Raw genomic sequence first — 25777 nt, 5'->3', positions numbered from 1 at the left:
TCCTAGCCGAGTTGGGACATGAGGTGTTTCACGAGGGTGATGAGGGCCTGCGCCGAGGAGTTCTCGTCCCGTACGTCGCACTCCACGACGGGGGTCTCGGCGGTGAGGTTGAGGGCCTCGCGCACCTCGTCGAGCGGGTAGTGCGTGGTGCCGGCGAAGTGGTTCACGGCGATGGCGTAGGTCAGGCCGAAGCGCTCGACCAGGTCCAGGACGGGGAAGGATTCGTGCAGCCGCTCCGGGTCGACCAGGACCAGTGCGCCCAGCGCCCCCCGGGAGAGCTCCTCCCACATCTCCTTGAAACGCTCCTGGCCGGGCGTTCCGAAGAGGTAGAGGACCAGGGTGTCGCTCAGCGTGAGCCGGCCGAAGTCCATCGCGACGGTCGTGGTCGTCTTGTCGGGGGTGCCCGACAGGTCGTCGAAGCCCACGCTGGCCTCGGTGATCTCCTCCTCGGTCCGCAGCGGTTCGATCTCGGAGAGACTGCCGATGCAGGTGGTCTTGCCGACCCCGAAGTGCCCCACTATGAGGATCTTCACCGCGTGGGAGACATCTGGATCCAGGTACACGCGTTACGCTCCGAATCGATTCTTCAGGCCTTCGAGCACCGCGCTGACCAGTTCCCTGTCAACCCGTTCGGCGCGCGGTATCGGTGTCCTGGCGAGAATGAGACTGTCCTCCTCCAACTGCGCCAGCAGGATGCGGACGACGCCCAGGGGCAGGTGGGTGTGTCCCGCCACCTCGGCCACGGACAGGAAGCCGTTCGCGACCAGGTCCATGACCTGCCCCGCTTCCGGGGAGAGCGTGCGCGCGGAGACCGGCGCGTCCTGCGCCGCCGCGGCCGTCACGAGCGTGGTGTGCTCGTACTCGTGGTCCGGCGGCAACGCCCGTCCGTTCGTGATCACGAAGAGGGGGACTAACGGGGACGTCAGCTCCAACTCCTCGTCCTGCTCGGGCCCGTCAGGCATGGCCTGTCCCCTTCTCCGGTGTCGCCGCCGCGGTCAGTCGGGGAACCACCTCGTGCAGCCGCGTGGCGAACTTCTCGATGTCGCAGTCGTGTTCGGCGGCAGCGGCCAGGAAGGCGTCGGGGCCGGCAGCCATGAGGAAGATCCAGCCGTGTTGGAACTCGATGACCGTCTGCCGCCACCGCGCGTCCTCGGCGGCCCCCGCGAACCGCGAGGTGACCCGGCTGTAGGCGTGGATGCCCGTCATCGCCGCGGAGATCGTGTCCGCGAGGTCGCGGCTCACCCCGGCCGTCGCCCCGCGGGGGAGCCCGTCCGAGCCCAGCAGCACCGCGTGGCGGGCGCCCTCGACCTCGGACACCACCCGGTCGAGCTCACCGAGGACGAATCCGGGGTGGGCGGCGTCCTGCTGGCGACCGGCGCCCCTGCGCCCGCCCGCGACCTCCTCCGCGCTCACCCGGGGCGGCGAGGTGAGGTTGGTGCCCAGTCGGGCGACGAGACGGTGCATGCGGAAGGAGATCTGCTGCATGTCCACGTCGGGTTCGGCCGCCGCGGCGAGGTACGAGCCCTGCCCCGCCCCGATCAGGAAGCTCCAGCCGTGCGAGAACTCGATGATGGTCTGGTTCCACTGCCGGTCCTCCTCCGGGCCGGCGAAGTGGGCCGCCGCCCGGCTGAGCGACTGCATCCCGGCCATGGCGGCGGAGATGGTGCGCACCTCCGTCTCGGCCAGCCCCTCCGTCGCGCCGCGCGGAAGGCCGTCCGCGGACAGCAGGACGGCGTGCCGGGCCCGGGGCACGTTGTGCACGATGTCCTGGAGCATCCACGAAAGGTCTGCGGTCATGCCTCTTCGGGCCCTTCGAACGAGGTGACGTCAAGGTTGCGACCGGAGAGCGTGCCGCGCTGGAAGGCCCCCAGGCCGCGCCCGGAAGGGCGGCCCGACTCCTGCGGGGTCCGCGTCGCCGGTGGCGGTGCGTCGCCGGGATCGGGCACGCTCGCGATGGGTGCCTGGCGCGCGCCGCGCTTGGGCAGACCGTGCATCGTGCGCGAGGGCGTGACCTGCGGCCGGCTCTCCGGGGCGCGCCGGATGTTGCTCACCGGGGCCTCGGGGGCGGTCGGTATCTCCTCCATGGTCCACAGCTCCTCGGGCAAGAGGACGACGGCCCTGACGCCGCCGTACCGGGAGACACCGGTGACGTCCACCCTGAAGCCGTGCTGACGTGCGATCAGGCCGATGACCGGGAAGCCGAACTTGGGCTGCGTCCCGAGCTGCGACAGCCGGGGCGCGACCTCGCCGGAGAGCAGCGCGGTCGCCCGCTGCCGGTCCTCGTCGTTCATGCTCACACCGGCGTCGTCGATGACGATGCACAGGTTGTTCTGGACCCGCTGGAACGTCACTTCGATCGGGGCGTCGTGCTGCGAGAAGCTGGCGGCGTTGTCGAGCAGCTCCGCCACGGCGAGGGCGACGGGCGCGACCGCGGACGCCTTCAGGGCGAGACCGGTCTGCTGCATGATGGCGACCCGGTGGAAGTTGCGGATCTGGCTCTGGGCGCTGCGCACCACGTCGTAGACGCTGGCGGGCCTGTTGCGCCGGCCGAGCGGCGCACCGCACATGACGGCGATGCCCTGGGCCTTGCGCGCCATCTGGGCGTTGGCGTGGTTGACGTCCAGCAGGTCGCTGAGGACGGCGTGCCCGCCGTACGTGCGCTGGATGCCGTCCAGGAGCGTCGTCTGCTCGGCCGCGAGGCTCTGCAGGAGGCTGGCGGCGCCCTTGAGGACGGTCTTGGTGTTCTCCTCGGCCGCTTCCTTGGCCTCGCGGAGCGTGGCCTCCTGCCCGCTGCGGAACCTCTGCAGCTCGGCGCGCGACGCGTGCAGGTGGCCGTCGGCGGTGAGCAGTTGCTGCCGCAGCTCGGCCTCCGCCTGCTCCTTCTTCGCCTCCAGCGCCCTGTTGCGGGCGACGAGTGCTGCGACCGCGACCACGGCTATCGCCGCCACCGCAACCAAGCACCACACAAGTGCGTCTCGATTCATGGAAACCTTTCCCGGCGCATGGCGTGCGGACGGCTGCAGATGCACCTCAAGAGGCCCCGCAACGCAGCTGATCGGCACCGTCCACCTGCTGTTACGCGGAGAACATGGCGCCGATCGCAAATCTGCATCTGCGTCAAAGTAGATCAAGATCACAGATGCCGGGATGCTATCACCCGGATCTTCGGCCCCTCGACGCCCCGCAGGGCGCCACGAACGCCCAGCTCAGCGGTCGCGGGAGCGGGCTGACATGGCCTGCGGACCCGGCTTTCGGCCTCCGCGGGCCTCCCTCGGCGTCGATCTGTTAAGCAGTTCTTCACGCGAGGAGTGACAATCTCTCACATCTATCTGAGGCCCCGTCAACCGCGTCGGTGACGCCCTCCATCGGCAGGCGCCGCCGGTCAGTTAGGGGGTGCGCGGCCACTTATTGGCCTGATCTCGACGCGTGGAACGGCTGGTGCGACGGCGACCGGGCCCACCGACTCCCCGCGTCTTCGTCACCCTCCGTGGCCGCTGCCCGGTGGCGCCGGCCGACGGCGCGGCCGAAGCCGTCGCCGCGGCGACGCGGCGCCCGGCGGCCCCGAGGTGGTGATCGTCCCCGGCCGCCGCCTCGACTCCGCACAGGGTGTCGGTGGGCCCCTACGGGACGTTCGCACGAGCTAAGTCGATCAACGCGGTGGGTGACCGCGGTAGGTCCCGGGGCTCGGGCGCGGCACCGGGAGGGGACGCGGTCCCGCCCTCAACCGCGGCCGTCGGCGCGCTCGAAGGGGCCGGGTACGGGGAAGTACGCCTCCAGGAAGGCCCTGACGGCGGCGGGCGGTACGGCGGGCTCGGGTTCCGTCGCCGTGTCGTTGAGGCAGAACACCTGGCGGTCGCGGGTGCGGAGGAGCCTGTCGAGCCGGGCGCGCGTGCGAGGTTGTGCGAGGTCCAGGTAGGAGTAGCGGAGCTCCGCCGGTACCGCCCGCCCGGTGAGGAACGCGTAGTGGTGGTGCAGCGAGGCGGGGATCGAGAGGTCGTCCACGCTGCGGATCCTGCTGCGCCCCGTGGCCCGGTGCGGCTCCGGGAACTCCCGTTCGATCTCGGCGAGCACGCTGCGGCGCAGCGGGTACGGAATGTGCATCATCTTGCGCGCCACCGTGACGCCGAACCTCTCCTCCAGCAGGGAGCGGTTGTTCATCCCCGCCACCGAGGCGGGGATGTCCCGCGCCGACGCGTTCCCGGAGGGCAACAGTGCGCGCGAGGGGAAGAACTTGCCCAGCCCGTTGGCGAGGAAGAAGTCCCCGGGAGTGAGCGGGGAGCCCAGGAAGAAGTCGTCGTTGAAGTACAGGAAGTGCTCGGAGAGTCCGTCGATGTGGTGCAGCCGGCTCTCGATGGCGTGCGAGTTGAAGGTGGGCAGTGCCGTCGGATCCGAGAAGACGTCGCGGTGGTCGACCAGGGTCAGCCCCGGGTGCGACTGGGCCAACCAGGCCGGTGTCTGTCGGTCCGTCACCAGGTAGACGTGGCGGATCCACGGCGCGTGGAGGTGCAACGAGCGCAGGGAGTAGCGCAGTTCGTCCCGGTTGAGGTAGCGCGCACTGTTCGCCGCCTGCTCGTGGTACGGCTCGTCCGTGACCTGGGCCCGGCGCGCCCGCCACTGCGGGTCCGCGCCGTCGACCCAGGTGTAGACGGCGTCGACGGGGAAGCGGATGTCATCGGGCAGGCGCGTGGTGAACTCCGTACGGGTCCGCACGCGGCAGGGCCCGGGGCCCGCCGGCCGGGGTACGGGCGACTGCGGGGCGAACCGCGTGAAGAGCTCGCCGGCCACCTCCACCGGTCGACCCGCCCGCGGGACGGACTCGGCCGCGCGGTTGGGGCGCGGGGCCACCAGGCGGTCGCCGTCCGGGGTCCAGAACTCGATGTCGCAGCCGTACGCGGGACCGAGCACCAGCGCGGCGGTCGCGTCCGCGTGGAAGCGGCCCAGCCGTACCACGGGCTCGGCGGCCAACGCCTGCCAGGCGGAGGCGCGGTGGCCCGGGCGCGGGTGGGGCCGGTCGGGCGGGGAGACGTACCCGGCGTGGCGCGCGCAGACCTCGGTGAGCACGATGACGGCACGGGAGCGCTCCGCCGCACTGACCCCGACCGCGGAGGAGAAGTCCCCGTGGCAGCGCACGACGAAGTGGTCGATGTCCGCCGCGGCGAGCGCCGAGCACACCGCCCGAAGGGTGTCGGCCCGGACCGACAACGGGGTGGGCGCGGTGGACACGGTGGCGACGGTGCACCGACCGTCCACGGTGACCACGACCCGACCCGCGGGTGCGAGCAGCCCCTCCCGGCCCAACCGCCGCTGCTCCCGGCCCTCTCCGAGGACCCGGAGCGCCGTCGACAGCCGGGCCGGCAGGCCCTTCAGCCGCCGGTGGAGCCCGGGGGCCACCCTGACGAGCAGGCGGCGGGCCACGAGCGGGACCGCCCGCCGGTACGCCCGCCGGTACGCCCGGCTCGGTAGGGGCGGTTCGGGGTGCGGGGGGTGTGGGGGCCTGGGAGGTCCGGAACGTCGGGGCGTGAGCAGAGCGGGCACGTGAAGGTCCTACGGTCCGGGGAGGAGGGGAGGGTGGCGGGCGGAGGGGCGTGGAGTGGGGTCCGACAGCCGTGGATCGCCGGTAGAACGACCGGCCGGGCAGGTGGGTTACGTCGACCCCGCACGGGACGGGCCGACACCCCCGCCCGGCCCCGCTCGTTGGTCGTTCCGTGTCCGCATACGGCCTCCACGACAACCGGGGCGCTCGCGTCCGCACCGTCGGCGCGCTCCTCTCGGCGGGAGTGCTCCTGTTCCCGTCGGTCTTCCCGGACCGCTTCGGCCCGGATTGGGTGGAGCGGTACGCCTTGGCGCCGGGAGTGCGGCTCACCGTGGTCGACAGCCCGGCCCGGTCGCTGGGCTACCGCCTGACCGAAGCCACCGTCGGGCCGGGCTCGCTCGCCCTGTTGGGCGGCCGGCTCTCGCGGCCCCGGCCCCTGTCGTCGTTGGCCGAGGTCGCGGGGCCGGCCCTGCTGGCCGCCGTGAACGGCGACTTCTTCGACATCCACGGCCACGGTGTCCCGCTGGGCCCGGTGATCCGCGACGGACGGCTCCTCAAGGGCTCGGCCGAACCGGTGAAGGCCGTCGGTACCGACAGCGGGGGGCGGTTGCGCCAGGGACGCGTGCAGCTCACCGGGGAACTCACCCTGGAGGTCTCCACGTACCCCTTGAACTGCCTCAACTGCCTAGCCCCCGGAGCCGGGTTCACGGTGTACACCCCCGACTGGGGACCGGGCCCGCGCCCCTCCCGGCACGGTACGCCGGTGCGCCAGCTCACCGTGTCGGAGGGCCGGGTGGTGGACGCTCGTGACGGGGTCGACGGCCGCCGGATCCCGCCGGACGGCTTCGTCGTGGTGGCGGCCGGGCCTGCCGCGGGGTCCCTGGCCGCGTACGGGCCCGGCGCGGCCGCCTCCTTCGCCGCGGCCCAGAAGCCCAGGAAGCGCCCCTGGACCCTGGCCATCGGGTACCGGGGGACGCTGCTGCGGCACGGCAGGGTGCTCGCCTTCCGCGACACCCGCCGGTACCTGACCCGCGAACCCCGGACCGCGCTGGGCTGGGACGACACCGGACGACGGCTGTGGCTGCTCGTCGTCGACGGCCGCTCCTCCCGATCGACGGGACTGACCATCGAGCAGACCGCCCGGCTGCTCCAGCTCCACGGAGCGCGCAACGCCGTCATGCTCGACGGCGGCGGCTCGGCCGAGATGCTCGCGCGGACGGCCCCCCGCATCCTGAGGATCGTGAACGTCCCGTCGGAGGGCGAGGAGCGGCCCGTGGCCAACGGCCTGGCCCTGTTCACCGCACCGCGGAGGCAGCCCCGACGTCGGGGGAGCGGCGGGCCGCGGGCACCGATCCGAGGCGGTCCAGGCGGTCCAGGCGGTCCATGGTCTGGGTGAAGTCCCGGGTGGAGAGCAGGAGTTTGTGGACGAAGAACAGCTCGAAGGCGATGAGGCCCGCGCCCGCGACGACGACCGGCAGCGTGAGGTGTCCGAGCGCCGGGCCGACGACGAAGACGGCCATCTGGAACTCGATCCCGCTGACCAGGTGGGGGCGGATGCGGGAGCGCAGGAGGGAGTCGCGGGCGGCCTCGTACCAGGGGTAGGCCTGCCGGAACTCCTCGTGCAGGTCGATCACTTCCCCCGTGGCGCCCTCCGCGCCGGGCAGCTGCTTGCGGCGGTCCCGCCGCAGGTGCTCGACGAACACGGGCGGGTCGGTCTCGTCGAAGGCCGGGTGGCCGACGATCTGCTCCCGCATGTCGGCACGCACCTGGTTCACCTTCATGGTGTTGAGGTAGCGGAACATGTCGGCGAAGACGACGGCCACGGCCAGCAACAGGTACCGGGGCTCGTCCCGCAGCAGCCACTGCCCCGCGAACAAGGCCATCGTGCAGCACATCACCCGGACCCGGTCCAGCATGTAGTCGAGCCACGCCCCGAACAGGCTGCCGAGGCCCTGGAGCCGTGCCAGCTTCCCGTCCACGCAGTCGAGGACGAAGCTGAGGTGGTAGACGAACGCCCCGGTGAGCAGCCAGTACCGCCCGCCATGCGCGAAACATCCGGCGGCGACCATCCCCAGGGCGAACGCCGCCCAGGTGATCTGGTCAGGAGTGATGCGGGTGTGCCGGTCGACCCAGCGGACGAGGGGAATCGCCATCGGATCGACGAGGGCCACGGTCCACCAGGCGTCCCTCTCCTTGCAGGTGAGGTCGCGCACCTCTTTCACGCTGAGTGACTTGGACGCGGCCCTCGTGCGGGGCGCCACGGCATCGGGAGCGGGCACATGCATGCGGCGCACTCTAGGAGTCGCCACGCTGCGTAGCCGAATCGTGACACGTTGGACGGCGTGTCGGGCCCGCGGGTGACCACCGCACCCGGGATGCGACGTCCACCGCCGGGGCGTTTCATGGTCACAGGAGCGTCTTCGTGGACCTTGGCGCGGCCTCCTTCGGGGCCTGCCGCGGGTGGCAGGGGTGTGGGCGCGGGCGGATACCGCTAAGGGGTGAAGGGGAAGGTCGCCGGGTCCTGCACAGGGGGAGTACCTGGGAGTGCCACCATGACCACCAGCAGCCTGGCCGCGCTCGCCTCGTCCTTCGCCGGCGAACTGATCGGCCCCGACGACCCCCGGTACGACACGGCTCGGCGTCTCTTCAGCGGGGACGTGGACAAGCGCCCGTCCCTGATCGCCCGCTGCACGGGCGCCCGGGACGTGGCCGCCGCACTCCACCACGCGCGCGAGAACGGCCTGGAGGTCGCGGTCCGGGGCGGCGGGCACTCCTCCGCCGGCTACTCCTCCAGCGAGGGGGGAGTGATGGTCGATGTCAGCCCGATGAAGTCCGTCGAGATCGACGCCGAGGCGCGCACCGGCCGCTTCGGTGCCGGTCTCACCTGGGGCGAACTGGACGGCGCTACGCAGCAGTTCGGGCTGGCGGTCACCGGCGGGCGGGTCAGTCACACGGGTGTCGGCGGCCTGACGCTGGGCAGCGGCTCCGGCTGGCTGGAGCGCGCCTGCGGACCCACGCCCGCTAGCCTGCTCTCCGCCCGGATGGTGACCGCGGACGGCCGCACGGTCCGCGCCGCCGCGGACGAGAACGCCGACCTGCTCTGGGGCCTGCGTGGTGGTGGCGGGAACTTCGGAGTGGTGACCGAGTTCGAGTTCCGCCTGCACCCGGTCGGGCCGATCGTGCTCGGCGGCATGATCCTGCACCCGGCCTCGGCCTCCAGGTCCCTCGCCCGCTTCTACCGGGACTTCATGCGGCAGGCCCCCGACGAGGTCGGCGGCGCCCTGGCGGTGATCACCGCCCCGCCGGCGAACTTCATTGCCGCGGACGACCCCGCGACCCGACTGCGGAGCTCCTTCGGCCCGGAGAAGTTCGCCCGGCTGGTGGCGCTGAAGGACGCGTACGACCCCGACAACGTCTTCGCGCTCAACCAGAACATCCCGCCGAGCGCGCCCGCGTAGGAGTGGAGCCAGGACATCAGCAGGAACCCCACTTCGGTGGGGTTCTTCTGCGTTTCCGGGGCTGCGAGGCAGGCAGGGCACGTGGATGCCGACCCCCGCAGTTCGAGGGCCCAGGATCATGACGCGGTGGTTCTGGTTCCGGATGGTCGGGTTTCGTGGAAGCCGTCCCTTGCAGGTATGCGCCTGGATAGCATTCGGCCCTGTTTCCCGGTCGATCAGTCTTTTTCCGGCACAGGGGGAATGCCATGCCTCCCAGCGCTCAACGGTCTTCACGTCGGCGACTACCGCGGTGCACGCGCGGCTCGGCCGTGCAGCGGATCGCGGTGCTGGTCCCGGCTCTGGCGCTGGTGTTCGTCAGCGGGTGCGCGAACGCGGACGGCAAGAGCACACGCGGCACGAACGGATCGACCCGATCGGCGGCACCGCCCCCCGCCTCGTTCCCCTCCGCTCCGCCGGAGGCCGCCCACTGCCCGGGCGCGATCCTGGATCACCGGGACATCAGCCATCCCGACCTCGGGGCGGTCCGCGTATTCCTGATCCGGCGGACCGGTTCCGGCGCTCCCACCGGATGCGTCGCGTCCGTCACCGGCAGCGGCAAAGCACTGGCATCCATCGAGGTGGACATCTACGAGAATGACCTGCATTTCGCCTCGCCGGAATCCGACGCCACCAAGAACACCTTCGTGCTCTACAACCCCGGACGCTATAACGGGGTGCTGGTGCTCGTACCCGCCAAGGACGGCTTCGAGGACGTCAGGTGGACCGACCCGGACATCCACTATCGCGGCGGCAGGTACGCCTTTTACAACGCTCGGCTCGCCGGCCCCGGCGCAGACGGTCGGTACACGATCATCCAGTCCCAGAACTCGTGCAACCCCAGCTGTGCCGACGGCGCCACCTCGAACGTCACGCTGCACTGGAACGGCCACGAATACCTGCCGACCGGATGAGGACGTGGCACATGGCCCGCCGCCGGCGGCCCAGGGCCGAACTCGGGTACGGCGCCTTTCTCTCCTACAGCGGGGAGCGCGACCGGGGATGGCTGCCGCATCTGCGGCGGGCTATCGAAAAGCAGTCCCGCCCCTGGTACAAGCCGCCTCGGATCAGGGTGTTCCTCGATGACAGCAGCATTTCGATCGGTCCCCAGCTCTGGGGAAAGATCGAGGCCGGCCTCGCCCGCTCGGACTGGCTCGTGGTCATGTCGTCGCCGGAGTCGAAGGCCTCGGTGTGGGTCGACCGGGAAATCGAATGGTGGTTGAGGCACAAGTCGGTCGACACGATCCTGCTCCTCGTGACCGGGGGGCTGTTGGTATGGGACGAGCAGCGCGGCGACTGGGATCCCGAACTCTCGACGGCGCTGCCCGCCCGCCTGTTGGGACGGTTCACGCAGCAACCCGTCTGGAAATCCCTGGCCCTGCGCCAACCCGAGAACGGCACCGGTCCCGTGCCGGACGTGGACGGCGTCGCACTCGGCATCGCATCCGTCGTACGCGGCCTCGCGGAGGAGGACCTCAGGTCGGAGGGCATCCGCGACACCCGGCGCAATCTGCGGGCGGCCAGGATCACCGCCGCCGTACTCGGCTTGCTCCTCCTGGTCGCCAGTACGATGTTCGTCGTCGCACGGATCGCGCAGGCCGAGGCAGTCCGCCAGCGGGACCACGCCGTGGCCCAGCAGTTGATCGGCCAGAGTTCCTCTCTCGCGACCCGTGATCCGTTCGGCGCCCGGCTGAAGGCTTTGGCGGCATGGCGCATCGATCCCACCCCGGAATCCCGCCTCGCCATGCTCAACGCCACCGCCAACCCGGCATCCGGACTGCTCGCCCATTCCTGGCCCGTGAAATCAGTGGCTTTCAGCCCGGACGGCAAGACCATCGCCACCGGGAGCGACGACGGCCTCGTGCGGCTCTGGGACGCGGCCACTCAGCGGAAGATCGGGGACGCGTACATCGGGCACCACCGGGCCGTCACATCGGTGGCCTTCGGACCGAGTGGCGAGACCCTGATCAGCTCGGGACTCGACGGCACTGTCCGGCTCTGGAGCATCGCCGACCACAAGCAGATCGGTGACGCCCTCGATGCCCGGACCGGGGTGATCTCCTCGGCCGCCCTCAGCCCGGACGGAAAGACTCTCGTCCTGGTGGGCGACGGCGTCTCCGGGGCCGTACAGGTGTGGGACGTGGCGACGCACCGCCGGATCGGCGATCCGCTGGAAGGTCGCGCCAAAGGCTCGGCCAGCGTGGCTTTCAGCCCCGACGGCAAGACCTTCGCAACCGGTGCCGGCAACGAGGTACAGCTCTGGGACGCCGGTTCCCATGCCCCTCTCGGCAAGGCACTGACGATCAGCGACGACCTGCTGTCGTCCGTCTCCTTCAGCGGTGACGGCCGTACCGTCGCCGCCTCCGATACCGCCGGCAAGGTCCAGCTCTGGGAGACCGCCACGCGGGCCCCGATCGGGAAGCCGTTCACCGTCGATGCCGGATGGGTCGACTCCGTGGCCTTCAGCCCCGACGGTGAGGTGTTCGCCGCCTCGTACGCCGACGGCACCGTGCGGCTCTGGGACATCGTGGGGCATACCCAGGTGGGAGCTCCGCTCACCGGCCACATCAGCAACGCCCGGGCCGTGGCCTTCAGCCCGGACGGTTCGACCCTGGCCAGTGCGAGCGACGACACCACGGTCCGGCTGTGGGACGTCCGCGCACAACGGCAGATCGGCACATCGGTCGGTACCGGGGATCAGGGGGAGACGGAGTTCAGCACTCGTGGGCATGTCCTCGCCGTGGGGGGATCCGCCTTCACGGTGAGCTTCTGGGACATCGCCTCACGTCGCCGAATCGGTGAGCCACTGGTCTCCCGCGACGTGGACACGGGTTCTCCCTTTGCTCTCAGCCCCGATGGCACCGTGCTCGCGACCACCTCGTTCGCAAGCGGCTACGCGGTGACGCTCTGGGACATTGCGACGCACCGCCGCATCGGCGAACCACTGCCCGCCGGTGACGGCAACATCCGTGCGATGGCTTTCAGCCCCGACGGCAAGAGCTTCGCCACGTCCGGCGGGAGTTCCGTGCGCCTGTGGGATCTGGCGACGCACGGCCGGATCGGCAAGGAACTCGCCGTCAGCTCGTTCGGACTCGACTTCAGCCCTGACAGCCGCACCCTCGCCACGAACACCGATGACGACACCGTGGCCCTCTGGGACGTCGCCACGCAGCGCCGGATCGGCGAGACGCCCCCGAGCCACACCGCGCAGATCAACGCGGTCACCTTCAGCCCTGACGGCACGATCCTGGCGACGGCGAGCCGCGACAGTACCGTCCGCCTCTGGAACGTGGCCACGCGCGAAGAGATCGGGGAGCCGCTGACCGCTCATCGCGGCGGCGTGACGTCCGTCGCCTTCAGTCCGAACGGGAGGACGCTGGTCACCGGCAGCATGGATCACACGGTCAGGCTCTGGGACGTCACCACCAGGCAGCAGATCGGCGCCCCGCTCGAAGGGCACAGCGCCGACGTCACCGGTGTGGGATTCGGCCCGGGCGGCAAGACGATCGTCGCTTGGGGCAAGGACGACACGCTACGGCTGTGGGACTCCGAGGCGACGGTGGACCCGGTGGACTCGCTGTGCCGGTGGGCGAGGGGCGCGTTCAACGCCGGCCGGTGGCGCGAATACGTACCCGCGGGCCCTGCTTTCCAGCCGCTCTGCCCGCGTTGACCCCTCGGAGGCTATGTTCTTCCTACAGCGGAGCACGACGGGGGACGGAGGAGATGATGAGCGACCATTTAGCGCAATCCAGAACCCGGTTCGCGGGTGGGATGCGCATCCTGACGGCCCGGAGTCCGGCTGGGCCGACAACGCTGCCTGCCGGGCGGAGTTGCAGCGGGTGCAGCGTGACATCCACGCCTATGCGGTGGGCTTCGCCCGCCTGGCCGGTGTACGGGAAGCCGAGTCGATGATCGGCCAGGTTCCCGCACCTCGTGCCCCGGACGACCGGTCCGAGAGGAGCGCCGGTCCCTCTGCGGACAGCACCCGGCGCCCGCGCTGAACGCCCCGGAGACCGCGGGCGACGGTACCGCCACGGGCGTGGAGCGTGAGGCCCGGGAGCCGACCGGATACGACGCCTTCATCTCCTACAGCCACAGTTGGGACAGGAAGCTCACCAAGGCCTTCCAGAGCCGATTGCAGGCCTTCAACCGGCCCTGGTACAGGTCGAGAAGCCTCAAGCTGTTCCGCGACGAGACCAACCTGGCGGCAAGCCCCCGTCTGTGGCGCGAGATCGAGCGGGGACTCACCGGGTCCCGGTGGCTCGTACTGATGGCCAGCCCGGCTGCCGCAGCTTCCCCCTGGGTCCGCAAGGAGATCCGCTGGTGGCTCACCCACCGGTCGGCGGACACGTTCCTCATCGCCTGGACCGACGGAACACTCGTCTGGGACGACTCACGGACGTCGTTCGACTGGTCGAGGACCGACGCCCTCCCGCGCGAGGAGATGGACGGCGTCTTCGACCAGCAGCCCCGCTGGGTCGACCTGCGCTGGCTGCACGGCCCGGGACAGGCCGGCGCGGCCGACCCTCGGTTGATCGAGTGCCTGGCGGAGTTCGCGGCCCCGATCACGGGCAGGTCCAAGGACGAGGTGATCGGGGACCACGTCCGGCAGCACCGCCGGACGGTGCGCCTGGTGTGGTCGACCGTCGCCGTGCTCACCGCTCTGCTCCTGGTCGCGATCGCCGGGGGCGTCACGGCGTACCAGCAGCGCAACGCCGCCCGGTCCCAGGCCCTGATCGCGCAGTCCCGCCAACTCGTCGCGGAGGCCTCGTCGATCAGCGACACTCAGCCCGACCTGGCCCGCCAACTGCTGGTCCAGGCCTACCGGCTCGCTCCGACCGCCGAGGCTGCCGGGGCCCTCGTCGGCAGCCGCGGCCTTCCCCGTGCCATCGACGGGATCGGCGCTCCGCGCGGGGTTGCGTGCAGCAGTGGAGGGCTCCTCGCCGTGGCCGATGACCGGGTACGGCTCTACGACCTGGCCACCGGCGCACTCCGCGCCTCGCGCTGGGGTGTGGGCTGCGTCAGGGAGAGGTGTTCGGGCAGTCGCCGAGGGACATCGACTTCGAACGCGGTGTCATCCGGGTGCGCAGGCAGGTGCAACTCCTCTCCGGGCGGCTCCATTTCGCCCTGCCCAAGGGTGGCAAGACGCGGACCGTCGACATGCCCCGGTCGGTGGCCACGGAACTGCCCGCGTACTTCCTCGACCACCCGGCGGTCGACGTCGAGCTCCCCTGGGGCGGACCGGAGCCGGGCCGGGAGAAGCAGAGCTTCCCGCTCGTCCTCACGACGACATACGGCAACGCCATCCGCGCCAACATCTTCAACGACGAGGCCTGGAAGCCGGCCCTCGCTGCGGCCGGAGTTATTCCCGTACGGGAGAAGGGTGCGCGGTGGAAGGCTTCGCGCAAGGACGGCTTCCACGTACTCCGGCACACCTACGCCTCGGTCCTCCTCGAAGCGGGCGAGTCCATCGTGACGCTCGCCCGGTGGCTCGGTCACTCAAGTCCGACCATCACCCTCGACCACTACGCCCACTTCATGCCGGAGGCCGGCGGCAAGGGCCGCGCGGTCATCGACGCACTGCTCGGCACGGTGCCCGAGTGAGTACCCCAGGGCCTCGTCCCCTCTCAGGGCCGCGCCTGACGTCCCGCACCTGCGGAGCTTGCCTGCGCCCGGCAGTGCTCCAGCCCCGCTGTCACCTCCGCCCGGTCGGGGCCGTCCTCGGTCACCAGTAGTTCCCCGGCCGCCACCATGGCCGCCCAGAAATCGGGGGGCGAGCCCCGCCCGTCCCGGAACCGCGTTTTCGCGAAGTACACGAAGAGCTTCGTGAGTTCCCCGCTACGGAACCACGCGAGAAGGCTGCCGGGGAAGCCGCCGCGGGCGCCGGCCGCAGTCCCCAAAAGGTCGCGGATCCGCTCCTGGTGAGCGTCCAGCACCCGGTCCACGACGAACACATCCACAAAGGCCAGAACCGAGGCGACGAGGTCGTCCTCGCCCACCGCGAACTCCTCGAAGAGGGGGCGAGCCTCGCAGATTCGGGCTTCGGCGTCAGTCCGGGGGACTCCGAGGGCCAGGCACACGACCAGGGCGGAGGCCTCCCAGTCGCAGCTGCGCGCGGCCAGTGCGACGAAGACCTCTTCGGCGTTCCGTCCGACGGCCAGCATCGCGCGGGCCTCCAGGATCAGTTCGTCCTCGTCTTCCTCATGACTCATGACTCATGACTCATGGCCAGAGGTTACAGAGGTGTTCGAATGCGGCGGGCGCGGCCAGGGGCGCGGGCGAATGTCCGCAAACGACCGCACCGGGTTCAGCGGCAGAGTTCCATGATGGTGTCGTCGAAGTCGGGGAACTCCTGGGCCGCCAACTCGATCACGGTTGCCGCCGACCGGCGCTGGTGCGGTGCGAAGCCTTCGGCGATGGCCGTCAGCTCCGGATTCGGCTGCGCCTTCCAGCCGGGCTCGTAGGAGGTGGCGGCTTCCCAGGGGCCGAAGCCGTCGGCCAGGAGCCACAGGAAGTCGCCCAGGTCGCGGGCGACGACGCCGGTCTCTCCCTCGGACCCGAGGAAGACCACGGGCTGCTCGGCCAGCGGTCGGCCGGGGCGGATGAGCCAGATCGCCGCGCTCCCGCCCGTGCCGTCCTGTCCGAACACCCGGAAGTCGTTGCCGTCCAGCTCGCTGTTTCCGGTCCATGCCTGGAACCAGTCGGTGGTCTCGGCAGCGGACAGGAAGGCGGGGAAGGCCTCGAAGTCGACCCCGGTCCTCCCGTCGGCGTAGTCGAATCGAACGGCCATCGCGGTGGTGAGCGCGGCGGGGAACTGGCGGTCATCGGTGGGCTTCACGGAGACAGGCTAGACAAGGGGTCGGACATCGACGCCCCACGGGCAAGGTCGTTGGACGACTGCCGGCCTTTGGTCGTCGGGGGAGACAGGTCAGGCCTGGTCGCGACAACGGGTGGCACAGCATCTGCTGTGCCACCCGTTGTCGTTACCCTCCGCAATCGCATGCTGTCGAAGGTGGTCGGCGGTGCGGGAGGGCTGGCCCCAAGGTGCGGGGGAGCGCCCGGCATGGGCGGGCCGCGGATTCTCCCCAGGGGGGTCCTACGGGCCACTTCTCGGCGTTCGCAGGAGCTCAGTTAATCAATGGTGCTGCTGTGTGGTCTACAGCCAGTCGCGCTTCTTGAAGATGACGTACAGGCTGACGCAGACCACTGCCATCAGGAGGATCGCGAAGGGGTAGCCGGCGGCCCACTGGAGTTCGGGCATGTCCTGGAAGTTCATGCCGTAGATGGTTCCCACGAGTGTGGGTGCAAAGAGGATGGCGGCCCACGAGGAGATCTTCTTGATCTCCTCGTTCTGTTCGAAGCCGGCTTCGGCGAGGGCGCGCATTTCGGCGTTCTGTTGTTGGGAGACCAGGGTGGCGTTGACCGTGAGGATTTCGGTCAGGGCCTGGCGGAAGCCGTCTACGCGTTCGCTGGTGTGGGTCACGTGGTCCGCCACGTCGCGGAGGTAGCGCTGGAGTTCCTCGTCCGTGCCGTACTTCGCGAAGCCCGCCATCAGGCTGTGGAGCATGCCGACCAGGGGGCGGGTGGCGCGTTGGAACTCGACCATTTCGCGGGAGAGTTCGTAGATGCGGCGGGAGACCTCGGGGTCGCCGCGGAAGACCTCGGTCTCGATCTCGTCCATGTCGTTCTGCACGCCCTCGACGACCGGGGCGTAGCCGTCGACGACGACGTCGAGGATGGCGTACAGGGCCGCTTCCGGGCCGAGGGCCAGGAGTTCCGGGGTCTCCTCCATCCGGCGGCGGACCGCGGGGAGGTCCGGGGCGGCGCCGTGGCGGACGGTGATCAGGAAGTCGGGGCCGACGAAGATGTGCAGCTCGGCGAAGTCGACCTCCTCCAGGGCGTCCATGTAGCGGGCCGCGCGCAGCACGACGAAGAGGGTGTCGCCGTAGCGCTCCAGCTTGGGGCGCTGGTGGGCCTCCAGGGCGTCCTCGATGGAGAGCGGGTGCAGGTTGAACTCCGCGGCGAGGGAGTGGAGTTCGGCCTCCGTCGGGCGGTGCAGGCCGATCCAGGCCATGCCGCCGGGCTGTTCGCGCAGGCGCCGGAAGGTCTCGGCGAGGCTGGAGGGGGAGGCGATCCTGCGGCCTCCGTGGTAGACGGCGGAGTCGACCACGCTCCGGTGGCCCGGGTCCGTGGGGGTGGGCTCGGGTGGGCGCGGGGGCGTGGGGCGGCGGCGGTCCGGGCGCTCCGGCATCGGGGTCCCGCTTCCGTGAGGGGTGGAAGGTGTGCGTGCGCGTGCGTGAAGGATATGCGGAATATGCCGGGTATCGGTGTGTAGAGGGGGTGGGCGGGGCGGTGGGTCTTCGCTTGCGGACAGAAGCTGTCCGCAAGGCGGGCTAGCGTGGGGCCATGGCCTCCACGACACCGCCCACGGCGGACCGCGTGCCCGTGCTCGACGCCCGCGCGCTCAACCGTGCCACCCTCGCCCGCCAGCTGCTCCTCGACCGCGCCGAGCGATCCGCGCGGGACGCGGTGACGCACCTCCTCGGGCTCCAGGCGCAGAACGTGAAGCCGCCGTACTACCAGCTCCACGCGCGCCTCCTCGGCTTCCGTCCCACGGAGTTGGCCGGGCTGATGGAGTCGCGCCAGGTGGTCCGCATGGTGACGATGCGGTCCACGATCCACACGCACACCGCGGCGGACGCCCTCGCCCTGCGCCCCTTGGTGCAGCCCGCCCGGGACCGGGAGATCGGGAACTTCCGCAAGGGGCTCGTCGGGGTCGACCTGGAGCGCCTCGCCGGCATCGCGCGCGCGTACGTCGAGAGCGCGCCGCGCACGATGGGGGAGATCCGTACGGAGCTGCTCGCCGAGTGGCCGGACGCGGACCCCGCGTCGCTCGCGGTCGCCGCGCGCTGCAAGCTGCCCCTGGTCCAGGTCACGCCGCGCGGGGTGTGGGGACGTAGCGGGCAGGTCCGGCTCACCACGGTGGAGAACTGGCTCGGTCGTCCCGCGGACGACGTGTCCCCGCCGCCCGTGGAGGAGGTGGTGCTCCGCTACCTCGGTGCCTTCGGGCCCGCGTCCGTGAAGGACATGCAGATCTGGGCCGGGCTCACCCGGCTGCGCGGGGCCTTCGAGCGGCTGCGACCCGAGCTCCTCGTCTTCCGCGACGAGAACGGCGTCGAGCTCTTCGACCTGCCGGACGCGCCCCGCCCCGATGCCGGTACGCCGGCCCCGCCCCGCTTCCTGCCCGAGTTCGACAACCTCCTCCTCTCGCACGCGGATCGCTCCCGCGTGATTCCCGCCGCGTTCAAGGGACGTACCTGGAAGGGGAACCAGGCGCACCGCACCCTGCTCGTCGACGGCTTCCTCGCCGGGGTGTGGAAGCGGACCGGATCGGGGCTGATCGTGGAGCTCTTCACCGACCTCTCCCGGGCGCGGCGGCGAGCCGTCGTGGAGGAGGGCGAGCTGCTGCTTCGCGGGATGGGCGCGGACGCGGGCGAGGGCGAGGGCGAGGGCGAGGGTACGGGTGAGGGCGAGGGTACGGGCGCGGACGGCGTGCGCTTCGGGTCGTTCACGTCGCTCGCGTCGCTCACCGGGTGATCGTTCCCGCCACCGTCGCCACGGCTCCCGGACATGTCCGAGCCGCACCCGCGGTGACCCGGGCGGTCCGTGCCAGACTCCCCCTACGTGCAGTCGGCGTCCGATACAGGAGAGAACCATGCGCATTCCGATGACCGTCGCGGACTTCCTCGACCGGGCGGAGTTGGGGTTCGCCGCCAGCCCCGGCGTGATCGACGAGCCGGACCAACCGGGCCCGCCCGTACCCCTGTCGACGTACGGACGGTTCGGCGAGCGGGTCCGGGCCTGGCAGGCCGGACTGGACGCGCTCGGTGTGGGCGAGGGCGAGCGGGTCGCGGTGGTCAGCCACAACTCGGCCCGGATGCTGGAGCTGTTGTTCGCGGTGCCGATGAGCGGCCGGATCTGCGTGCCCGTCAACTTCCGCCTCAAGCCCGAAGAGATCGACTACATGCTGCGGCAGAGCGGCGCCTCGGTCCTCTTCGTCGACCCGGAACTGGACGCGGCGCTCTCCGGCATCAAGGCCCGCCACCGCTTCGTCTTCGGCGAGGAGACCGAGAAGCACGTGATGCGCTTCGGGGTCGAACCGCGCCCGTGGTCGCACCCGGACGAGGACGCGACGGCGACGATCAACTACACGTCGGGCACCACCGCCCGACCCAAGGGGGTGCAGCTCACCCACCGCAACATCTGGGTCAACGGGCTCACCTTCGCCCTGCACGCCCGGGTGTGGGAACGCGACGTCTACATGCACACCCTGCCGATGTTCCACTGCAACGGCTGGGGCATGCCCTACGTGATGGCCGGGCTCGGGGTCAAGCAGGTCGTCCTGCGCAAGGTCGACGGCGCCGAGATCCTGCGACGGGTCGAGGAGCACGGCGTCACGCTGATGTGCGGCGCGCCCGCCGTGTGGAACTCGGTGCTGGACGCGGCGGCGACCTGGGAGGGCGAGATCCCGGGACGGGACCGCGTACGGGTCATCTGCGCCGGTGCGCCCCCGCCGAGCCGGACGATCCAGCGCATGGGCGACGAGCTCGGCTGGGAGTTCACCCAGATCTACGGCCTGACCGAGACCTCGCCGCTGCTCACCTTCAACCGCGCGCGGCCCTCCGACGCGGACCTGCCCGCCGAGGAGCGGGCGCGCAAGCTGTCGCGGGCGGGGTTGCCGGCGCTCGGGGTCAAGTTGAAGGTCTCCGACTCCGGCGAGGTGCTGGCCCGGTCGAACGTCGTGCTCGACGGCTACTGGGACAAGGCGGAGGAGACCGCCGCGGCCCTGGAGGACGGCTGGTTCCACACCGGTGACGGCGGCACGATCGACGCGGCCGACGGACACCTGACGATCGCCGACCGGAAGAAGGACGTGATCATCACCGGCGGGGAGAACGTCTCCTCGATCGAGGTGGAGGACACGATCTTCAGTCACCCGGCGGTGGCCGAGGTCGCCGTCATCGGCGTGCCGCACGAGAAGTGGGGCGAGACGATCAAGGCGCTCGTGGTCCTCGTCGAGGGGGCGGCGGCGCAGGAGGCCGACATCATCGCCCACTGCAAGCAGCGGATGGCCGGCTACAAGGCGCCGACGTCCGTCGAGTTCCGCACCGCCATCCCGCGCACGGCCACGGGGAAGATCCAGAAGTTCAAGCTGCGCGAGCCGTACTGGGCCGGTTTCGAGCGCGAAGTCAACTGACGGTGCGCGGGTGAAGGGTGGTGGGGAGTCGGACGGGCCGGGGTGCGGCCCGTCCGACCCGTCTCACGGGCGGCGGGCCGCGTCCCAGGAGCGCCACAGGGCCGCGTAGGCCCCGTCGGCGGCCAACAGGGCGTCATGGCTGCCGAGTTCGACGATGCTCCCGCGGTCCATGACCGCGATGCGGTCGGCGTCGCGCACGGAGTCGAGGCGGTGGACGATCGAGATGACCGTGCGCCCTTCGATCAGCGCGGCGAGGGAGCGCTCGACGCGCCGCGAGGCGGTCGAGTCCAGTAGCGCGGTGGCCTCGTCGAGCACCAGGGCGTACGGGTCGGACAGCAACAGGCGGGCGAGCGCCAGCTGTTGGGCGTGCGACGCGGACACCGGCGCGGCGCCCGGCCCGATCTCGCTGTCCAGGCCCTCGGGCAGGGACCGGGCCCAGTCCCCGAGGAGTACGGTCTCCAGCGCGTCCCACAGCGCCGCGTCCGCCACCGGGTCGGGCGCGGGGTCCGAGGCCGGGTCCGTCGCCGCGGCCGGGTCCGGGGCCCGGGCCGGGTCCGGGGCCGCGCCGTCGCGCGCCAGGGTGAGGTTGTCCCGTACCGTGCCGGTGAAGACGTGCTGCTCCTGGGTCACGAGGACGATCTCGCGCCGCAGTTGGCCGACCGGCAGCGTGGTGAGGTCGGCCCCGCCGATGCTCACGGTTCCCCGGGTGGGCAGGTGCACGCCCGCGAGGAGCTTGCCCAGCGTGGACTTGCCCGCCCCCGAGGCCCCGACCACGACGAGCCGCTCGCCCGGGGCGATCTCCAGGTCGATGCCCGCGAGCACCTCCGGGCCCGCCCCGTAGTCGAAGCCGACGCCGTCCAGCCGGATGGCGTGGCCGTCGGTGGGTGCCGGCGGGCGCGGCTCCTCGCGGGGCAACAGGTCGACGCCGAGGATCCGGCGCAGCGCGGCGTTGCCGATCTGCAGCTCGTCGGTCCAGGTCAGCAGGTCGTTGAGGGGCTCGCCGAGGGCCTGGACGTAGAGCACCACGGCGGTCAGCTCCGCGAGGCCCACCTCGCCGCGCTGGTAGGCGAGGCCGCCGATCAGCAGGGTCAGGGCCATCGGGACCATGGTGGCGAGGTCCAGGCTGGGGAACCAGACGGTCTGGAGCCAGGTGGTGCGCTGGCGGGTGCGCACCACCCGGTCGACGGCCGCGCCGTGGCGGCGGAGCTGGCGGGGGCCGAGCCCGAGGGCCTCGACGGTGGCGGCGCCCCGGGTGGTCTCGTGCGTGGCGGCCAGCACCTCGGCCTCCTCGGCGAGGAGGCGTTCGTACGCGCGGGTGGCGCGCGGCCGGTACCACCAGGTGGACAGCGCGGCGAAGGGCACCCCGGCCAGCAGGCCGAGGGCGAGGAGCGGCGAGGTGAGCAGGATCGCCGCGATGGTGAAGACGAGGGTCACCGCGGCCAGCGCGATGCGCGGAACGGCCTGTCGGATGCTCTCGTTGAGGCGGTCGGCGTCGGTGGTGGCGCGGCTGAGGAGGTCGCCGGTGCCCACGGACTCCACCTCCGACAGCGGCAGTCCGAGGACGCGGCGCACGAAGTCCTCGCGGGTGCGGGCGAGGACGCGCTCGCCGAGCAGGGTGGCCTGGGTGCGGGCGGCCCGGGCGAGCAGGGCGTGGCCGACGAGGATCGCCACGAAGACGAGCGCGAGGGTGTCGACCCGGCCCGCGGTGGTGCCGTCCTTGACCGATTCGACGAGGTGGCCCAGCAGCTGCGGGCCGACCAGGCTCGCGACCAGGGCGGCCGCGAACAGGCCGAAGGTGAGCGTGAGTCGGCGGGCCTCGCCCCGGACGAAGACGCCGATCCAGCGGCGCACCGCCGCCCGGTCGGCGAGCGGGAGCCGCCGGGGTGCGCCGCCGCCGGACCCGGATGCCGGGTCGGCGTCCGGGCCCGTGTCCGGGCTCCCGCCGCCCCCGTTCGGTCCGCCGCCCCCGTTCGGACCGGTGCCCCCGTTCGGTCCGGTGCCCGGGCGACCGGCGTCGGGACCGGACGCGGGGGAGCGGGTGGGCGCGGTGGTCATGAGGGCACTCCTGCGGGGCGGTCGGGGGTGCCGGGGCCGGCGCCCTCGGTGGGGGCCGTGGGGCTCGTGGGGCTGGTAGGGGTCGTGTGCGTCGGGGCCGAGGTCGGGGTCCGGGCCGACGAGTGGGCCGGGGACGCGGGGAGGGTCAGTTCGCGGTCGGCGACGCTCCGCCACAGCGGGCTGTCGCTGAACACCACGGTCGTCCGCCCGGCGCGCAGCGCGGCGACCCGGTCGACGACGCGCGCCTCCGTGTGCGCGTCGACGGAGGAGGTGGGGTCCTCCAGGACCAGCACGTCGGGGGCGGCGAGCAGGGCGCGGGCGAGGACCAGGCGCTGGCGCTGGCCGCCGGACAGGGTCCGGCCGCCCTCGTCCAGCCGGGCCTCCAACCCGCCGGGCAGGGCGTCGACGACATCGCCGGCATCGGCGGCGAACAGCGCACCCTCCAGGTGCTGTCGGGTCCACTCCCGACCGGCGGTGAGCTCCTCCCGTACGGTGCCGCTGAACAAGGTGTCGGACGGGCCCGAGCGCAGCACCCGTACGCGCAGCTCGTCCGGGTCGGCCCGGTCCAGGTGGACGCCGCCGAGCCGGACGGGGGTCGGTCCCGAGTGGGCTCCGGGGCGGGTGAGCCGGTCGGCCAGGTCGCCGGTGCGGTCGGCGGGGGCGGTGACCACGGTGAGCAGGCCCGCCCCGGCGGTGATGCCGGCGTCCGTGTCGACGACTCCGAGGGCGCCTTCGGGCAGCGGTGCGGGGTCCGCGGGGCGGACGGCCTCCGGGGTCAGGCGCAGCAGGGTACAGACCCGGCCGGCCGCGACCTTGGCGAGGCTGAGGGTTTCGGCGGCCTCGGTCGCGGTGCTCACCGGGAGGGTGAGGAAGGCGGACGCCCCGTAGAACGCGACGAGTTCACCGGCGCTGATGGTGCCGCCCAGCGCGAGACGGGCGCCGAGCCACACGATGCCCACCGTGACCAGTCCCGGCAGCAGGACGCCGGCCGCCTGGAGCCAGGCCTCCATCCGGCCGGCCGACTCGCCCGCCCGTCGGACCTGTTGGCTGGTGCGGCGGAAGCGTTCGGCGAAGCCCGCCTCGCCGCCGATGCCGCGCAGGATGCGCAGCCCCGCCACGATGTCGCCCGCCTGCGAGGTGGCGATGCCCATCTGCTCGCGCTGGGCCTCGTCGCGTTCCTGGAGGGGGCGCAGCAGGGGGCCGATGCCGAGCACGGCCGCGGGGACGCCGATGAGCACGGCGAGTCCGAGCACGGGCGAGGTGACGGTGAGGGCCACGGCCACCAGGACCGCGGCGACGACCGCGCCGATGGTGCGGCCGATGACCTCGAAGGCGTTGCCGATGCTCTCCACGTCGGCCGATGCCGAGGCGGCCACGTCCCCGGAGCGGGCCTTGCCGCGCAGGGTGGCGCCGAGGCGGACGACGTGGCGCACCAGGACCCGGTGCGTGGTGGAGACGGCGTGCGCCTCGGCGCCGATGGCCGCCTGGATCAGCCCGGCGCCCGCGAGGGCCTGGACGAGGCCGAGGGCGAGGGCGAGCAGCGACCACAGGTAGAGGCCCGCGTGCCCGGCGCCCTGCCCGGCCTCGTCGATGGCCCGGCCGATGATCAGCGGGACCAGGGCGAGCGGGACCATCCAGACGGTGCCGAGCACGGCGGCGAGGACGAGCGGCCAGGGGCGGACGCGCACCAGCCACCACAGGTAGGCCCAGGGGCCGCGGGCATCGGCCTCGGGGACGGCGGAGGGGGAGGGGGAGACGGAAGCGTCGAAGAGCGGATTCCTCACAGGTACCGGTCCCGGGTCGCGGCGCGGTCCACCTTGCCGGTACGGGTGTGCGCGAGCGCGGGTACGACGACGATCACGTCGGGCACGAGCGGCGCCGGCACCACCTCCCGCAACCGCGCGCGCAGGGCCGCCCCGTCGTCCGCTCCTGTGTCCGCCGCGTCATCCGCCGCGGCGTCCGTACCGGCGTCCGTACCGGCGTCCGCCCCATCGCCCGTACCGGCGTCCGCCCCGTCGTCCGTGGGGGTGTCCGGCCGCGCTGCAGCCCCGGGGGTGAGGACCACGAAGGCCGTCAGGGTGGTGTGGGCGTGCTCCGTGCGGGCGTGTTTGGTGTGTTCCGCCGCGGCGGCCGCGCTGACGCCCGGCAAGCGGCGCAGGGCTTCCTCGACGTCCAACAGGTCCACCCGGTGGCCGCGGATCTTGACCTGGTGGTCGACGCGGCCGTGGAAGACGAGGGAGCCGTCGGGCGCCTCGGCCACCAGGTCCCCGGTGCGGTACCAGCGGTCGGTCCCGCCGCCGAGGTCCGCCGCGACGAACCGGGCGGCGGTGCGGCCCGGGTCGTCGCGGTAGCCCGTCGCCAACTGGGCTCCGGAGAGCCAGAGTTCACCCGTACCCGCGGGTGTCTCCGGTAGCGCCACCACCGCCTGGCGCACCGACGGCAGCGGACGGCCGATCGGCACCCCTGCGGGGAAGTCCGCCGGGGCGCCCGGGCCGGCGAGGACCGCGGTGTGGGTGACGAGCGCGGTCTCGGTGGACCCGTAGGTGTTGAGCAACACGGCGCGGTCCGCCCCGAGCCGGTGCCAGCGCTCCAGCATGTCGGGCCGGACGGCCTCGCCGCCGATCACGACGGTCTCGATCGTACGCGGCAACTCCCGCCCGGCATCGAGCAGATGGCCGGTGTAGAGGTGCCAGTAGTCCACGGGCAGGTTGACCAGGGTCACCTCGTGCTCGGTCAGCACGCGGTCGAGGTCCGCCTCGCCGTCCTCGTCCAGCACGACGAGCCCGCCGCTGAGCAGGGTCGGCAGGATCTCCTCCAGACTCGTGTCGCCGTCCGCGCGGTGGAAGTTGAGGGCGACGGTGTCCGGCCCGACGCCGTACCGCTCGCGCAGGTGCGGCAGGACCGCGTGCAGCGCCCCGTGCGGGACCGAGGCGGCCTTGGGGGCGCCCGTGGACCCCGAGGTGAACAGGACGTACGCCGGGTCATCGGCCCGTACGGGCTCCCCGGCCTCCCGCACGGGGGCGCCGGACCGACCCCAGTTGGGCCGCACCACCCGGTCGACGGCGGGCAGGTCGCCGTTCTCGGCGGTGGCGACCAACTCCCGGCAGCCGACCGCCCGCAGCGCCGCTTCGGCGTGGCCCGGCGGCCCGTCGGCCACGGGGACGTAGCCGCGGCCCGCCGTGAGGACGCCGAGCAGCGCCGCGATGTCGCGGACGCCGTGGTGGGCGACGACACCGACCGGCGGTCGCGGCCCACCGGCGGCCCGGGTGGCGAGCAGGTCGGCCACCGCCCCGGCCCAGCGGGCCAGTTGGGCGTATCCGACGGTGGCCCCGTTGTCGACCACCGCGGGTCGGTCGGGATCCGAGCGGGCGATGGCGAAGAAGGGGTCGAGCACACTGGGCAAGGTCATGGCAGGCGTCTTCTCTTGTCCGTCCGGCG

19 protein-coding genes and 1 pseudogene are annotated in these 25777 nt (G+C 72.0%); 8 read left to right on the top strand and 12 right to left on the bottom strand.

Annotated features, from left to right (window positions below):
• Nucleotides 1-2: 2 nt before the first annotated feature.
• From ACIQWR_RS16265 to ACIQWR_RS16245, 5 genes are all read right to left on the bottom strand, one after another.
• On the bottom strand, nucleotides 3-563 hold the full coding sequence (locus ACIQWR_RS16265) for an ATP/GTP-binding protein (RefSeq protein WP_354383823.1): 561 nt from the start codon (nucleotides 561-563) through the stop codon (nucleotides 3-5).
• Nucleotides 564-566: 3 nt separating this feature from the next.
• A complete protein-coding gene (locus ACIQWR_RS16260) occupies nucleotides 567-962 on the bottom strand; it encodes a DUF742 domain-containing protein (RefSeq protein ID WP_404009298.1) in 396 nt (131 codons plus the stop codon).
• Complete coding sequence (locus ACIQWR_RS16255) at nucleotides 955-1797, bottom strand: roadblock/LC7 domain-containing protein (protein ID WP_404009295.1); 843 nt, start codon at nucleotides 1795-1797, stop codon at nucleotides 955-957. Before ACIQWR_RS16255 ends, ACIQWR_RS16260 begins: the two co-directional genes overlap by 8 nt.
• A complete protein-coding gene (locus ACIQWR_RS16250) occupies nucleotides 1794-2984 on the bottom strand; it encodes an ATP-binding protein (RefSeq protein WP_404009293.1) in 1191 nt (396 codons plus the stop codon). The genes ACIQWR_RS16255 and ACIQWR_RS16250 overlap by 4 nt, the downstream gene beginning before the upstream one ends.
• Nucleotides 2985-3720: 736 nt before the next feature.
• Entirely contained in the window at nucleotides 3721-5415 is a 1695-nt protein-coding gene (locus tag ACIQWR_RS16245; RefSeq protein WP_404009290.1) for a stealth family protein, read from the bottom strand.
• Between the two features lie 290 nt (nucleotides 5416-5705).
• On the opposite strand from ACIQWR_RS16245, the gene ACIQWR_RS16240 reads away from it, so the two are divergent.
• Nucleotides 5706-6929 carry a phosphodiester glycosidase family protein gene (locus ACIQWR_RS16240; RefSeq protein WP_404009287.1) on the top strand — a complete coding sequence of 408 codons (1224 nt, stop codon included), beginning with the start codon at nucleotides 5706-5708 and terminating at the stop codon, nucleotides 6927-6929.
• Here ACIQWR_RS16240 and ACIQWR_RS16235 read toward each other — a convergent pair.
• A complete protein-coding gene (locus ACIQWR_RS16235; RefSeq protein ID WP_404009285.1) occupies nucleotides 6829-7818 on the bottom strand; it encodes a CDP-alcohol phosphatidyltransferase family protein in 990 nt (329 codons plus the stop codon). The genes ACIQWR_RS16240 and ACIQWR_RS16235 overlap by 101 nt on opposite strands.
• 267 nt (nucleotides 7819-8085) lie before the next feature.
• Between ACIQWR_RS16235 and ACIQWR_RS16230 the strand changes: the two genes are divergently transcribed.
• From ACIQWR_RS16230 to ACIQWR_RS16210, 5 genes and pseudogenes are all read left to right on the top strand, one after another.
• Nucleotides 8086-8991 carry an FAD-binding protein gene (locus ACIQWR_RS16230; protein WP_404009283.1) on the top strand — a complete coding sequence of 302 codons (906 nt, stop codon included), beginning with the start codon at nucleotides 8086-8088 and terminating at the stop codon, nucleotides 8989-8991.
• Nucleotides 8992-9299: 308 nt separating this feature from the next.
• On the top strand, nucleotides 9300-9941 hold the full coding sequence (locus tag ACIQWR_RS16225; RefSeq protein WP_404009280.1) for a hypothetical protein: 642 nt from the start codon (nucleotides 9300-9302) through the stop codon (nucleotides 9939-9941).
• Between the two features lie 11 nt (nucleotides 9942-9952).
• On the top strand, nucleotides 9953-12697 hold the full coding sequence (locus ACIQWR_RS16220) for a TIR domain-containing protein (protein WP_404009278.1): 2745 nt from the start codon (nucleotides 9953-9955) through the stop codon (nucleotides 12695-12697).
• A 369-nt stretch (nucleotides 12698-13066) separates the two neighbouring features.
• A pseudogene (locus ACIQWR_RS16215) lies at nucleotides 13067-13300 on the top strand (hypothetical protein); the annotation flags it as partial.
• A gap of 758 nt (nucleotides 13301-14058) precedes the next feature.
• Nucleotides 14059-14631 (top strand): tyrosine-type recombinase/integrase, encoded by a 573-nt coding sequence (locus ACIQWR_RS16210; protein WP_404009275.1) that lies wholly within the window; start codon nucleotides 14059-14061, stop codon nucleotides 14629-14631.
• A gap of 23 nt (nucleotides 14632-14654) precedes the next feature.
• Here ACIQWR_RS16210 and ACIQWR_RS16205 read toward each other — a convergent pair whose 3' ends face one another.
• The 3 genes from ACIQWR_RS16205 to ACIQWR_RS16195 form a co-directional block, all read right to left on the bottom strand.
• Nucleotides 14655-15239 (bottom strand): hypothetical protein, encoded by a 585-nt coding sequence (locus tag ACIQWR_RS16205; protein WP_404009273.1) that lies wholly within the window; start codon nucleotides 15237-15239, stop codon nucleotides 14655-14657.
• Nucleotides 15240-15334: 95 nt separating this feature from the next.
• A complete protein-coding gene (locus tag ACIQWR_RS16200) occupies nucleotides 15335-15865 on the bottom strand; it encodes an SMI1/KNR4 family protein (protein ID WP_404009270.1) in 531 nt (176 codons plus the stop codon).
• Between the two features lie 318 nt (nucleotides 15866-16183).
• Nucleotides 16184-17278, bottom strand: coding sequence for a magnesium and cobalt transport protein CorA (locus ACIQWR_RS16195; RefSeq protein WP_404009268.1), 1095 nt, complete (start codon nucleotides 17276-17278; stop codon nucleotides 16184-16186).
• Between the two features lie 155 nt (nucleotides 17279-17433).
• Here ACIQWR_RS16195 and ACIQWR_RS16190 point away from each other — a divergent pair, with 155 nt between their 5' ends.
• Both ACIQWR_RS16190 and ACIQWR_RS16185 read left to right on the top strand, forming a co-directional pair.
• Nucleotides 17434-18624, top strand: coding sequence for a winged helix DNA-binding domain-containing protein (locus ACIQWR_RS16190; protein ID WP_404009266.1), 1191 nt, complete (start codon nucleotides 17434-17436; stop codon nucleotides 18622-18624).
• A gap of 118 nt (nucleotides 18625-18742) precedes the next feature.
• Nucleotides 18743-20284, top strand: a complete 1542-nt coding sequence (locus ACIQWR_RS16185; protein WP_404009264.1) for an AMP-binding protein — start codon at nucleotides 18743-18745, stop codon at nucleotides 20282-20284.
• A gap of 63 nt (nucleotides 20285-20347) precedes the next feature.
• Here the strand turns inward: ACIQWR_RS16185 and ACIQWR_RS16180 are convergent, their stop codons facing one another.
• Genes ACIQWR_RS16180 through ACIQWR_RS16170 form a run of 3 tightly spaced genes read right to left on the bottom strand, consistent with a single transcriptional unit; the run spans nucleotide 20348 to nucleotide 25748 of the window.
• Nucleotides 20348-22339 carry an ABC transporter ATP-binding protein gene (locus tag ACIQWR_RS16180; RefSeq protein ID WP_404009261.1) on the bottom strand — a complete coding sequence of 664 codons (1992 nt, stop codon included), beginning with the start codon at nucleotides 22337-22339 and terminating at the stop codon, nucleotides 20348-20350.
• On the bottom strand, nucleotides 22336-24123 hold the full coding sequence (locus ACIQWR_RS16175; protein WP_404009259.1) for an ABC transporter transmembrane domain-containing protein: 1788 nt from the start codon (nucleotides 24121-24123) through the stop codon (nucleotides 22336-22338). The genes ACIQWR_RS16180 and ACIQWR_RS16175 overlap by 4 nt, the downstream gene beginning before the upstream one ends.
• The gene (locus ACIQWR_RS16170; protein ID WP_404009256.1) at nucleotides 24120-25748 is read right to left on the bottom strand and encodes an AMP-binding protein; all 1629 of its coding nucleotides are present in this window, start codon (nucleotides 25746-25748) and stop codon (nucleotides 24120-24122) included. The genes ACIQWR_RS16175 and ACIQWR_RS16170 overlap by 4 nt, the downstream gene beginning before the upstream one ends.
• Nucleotides 25749-25777: the final 29 nt, after the last annotated feature.

The organism is Streptomyces sp. NPDC098789, from assembly GCF_044759975.1.
Taxonomy (GTDB): domain Bacteria; phylum Actinomycetota; class Actinomycetes; order Streptomycetales; family Streptomycetaceae; genus Streptomyces.
Note: the sequence above shows the minus strand (reverse complement) of the source record. Positions and strands in the feature narration are given on the sequence as shown.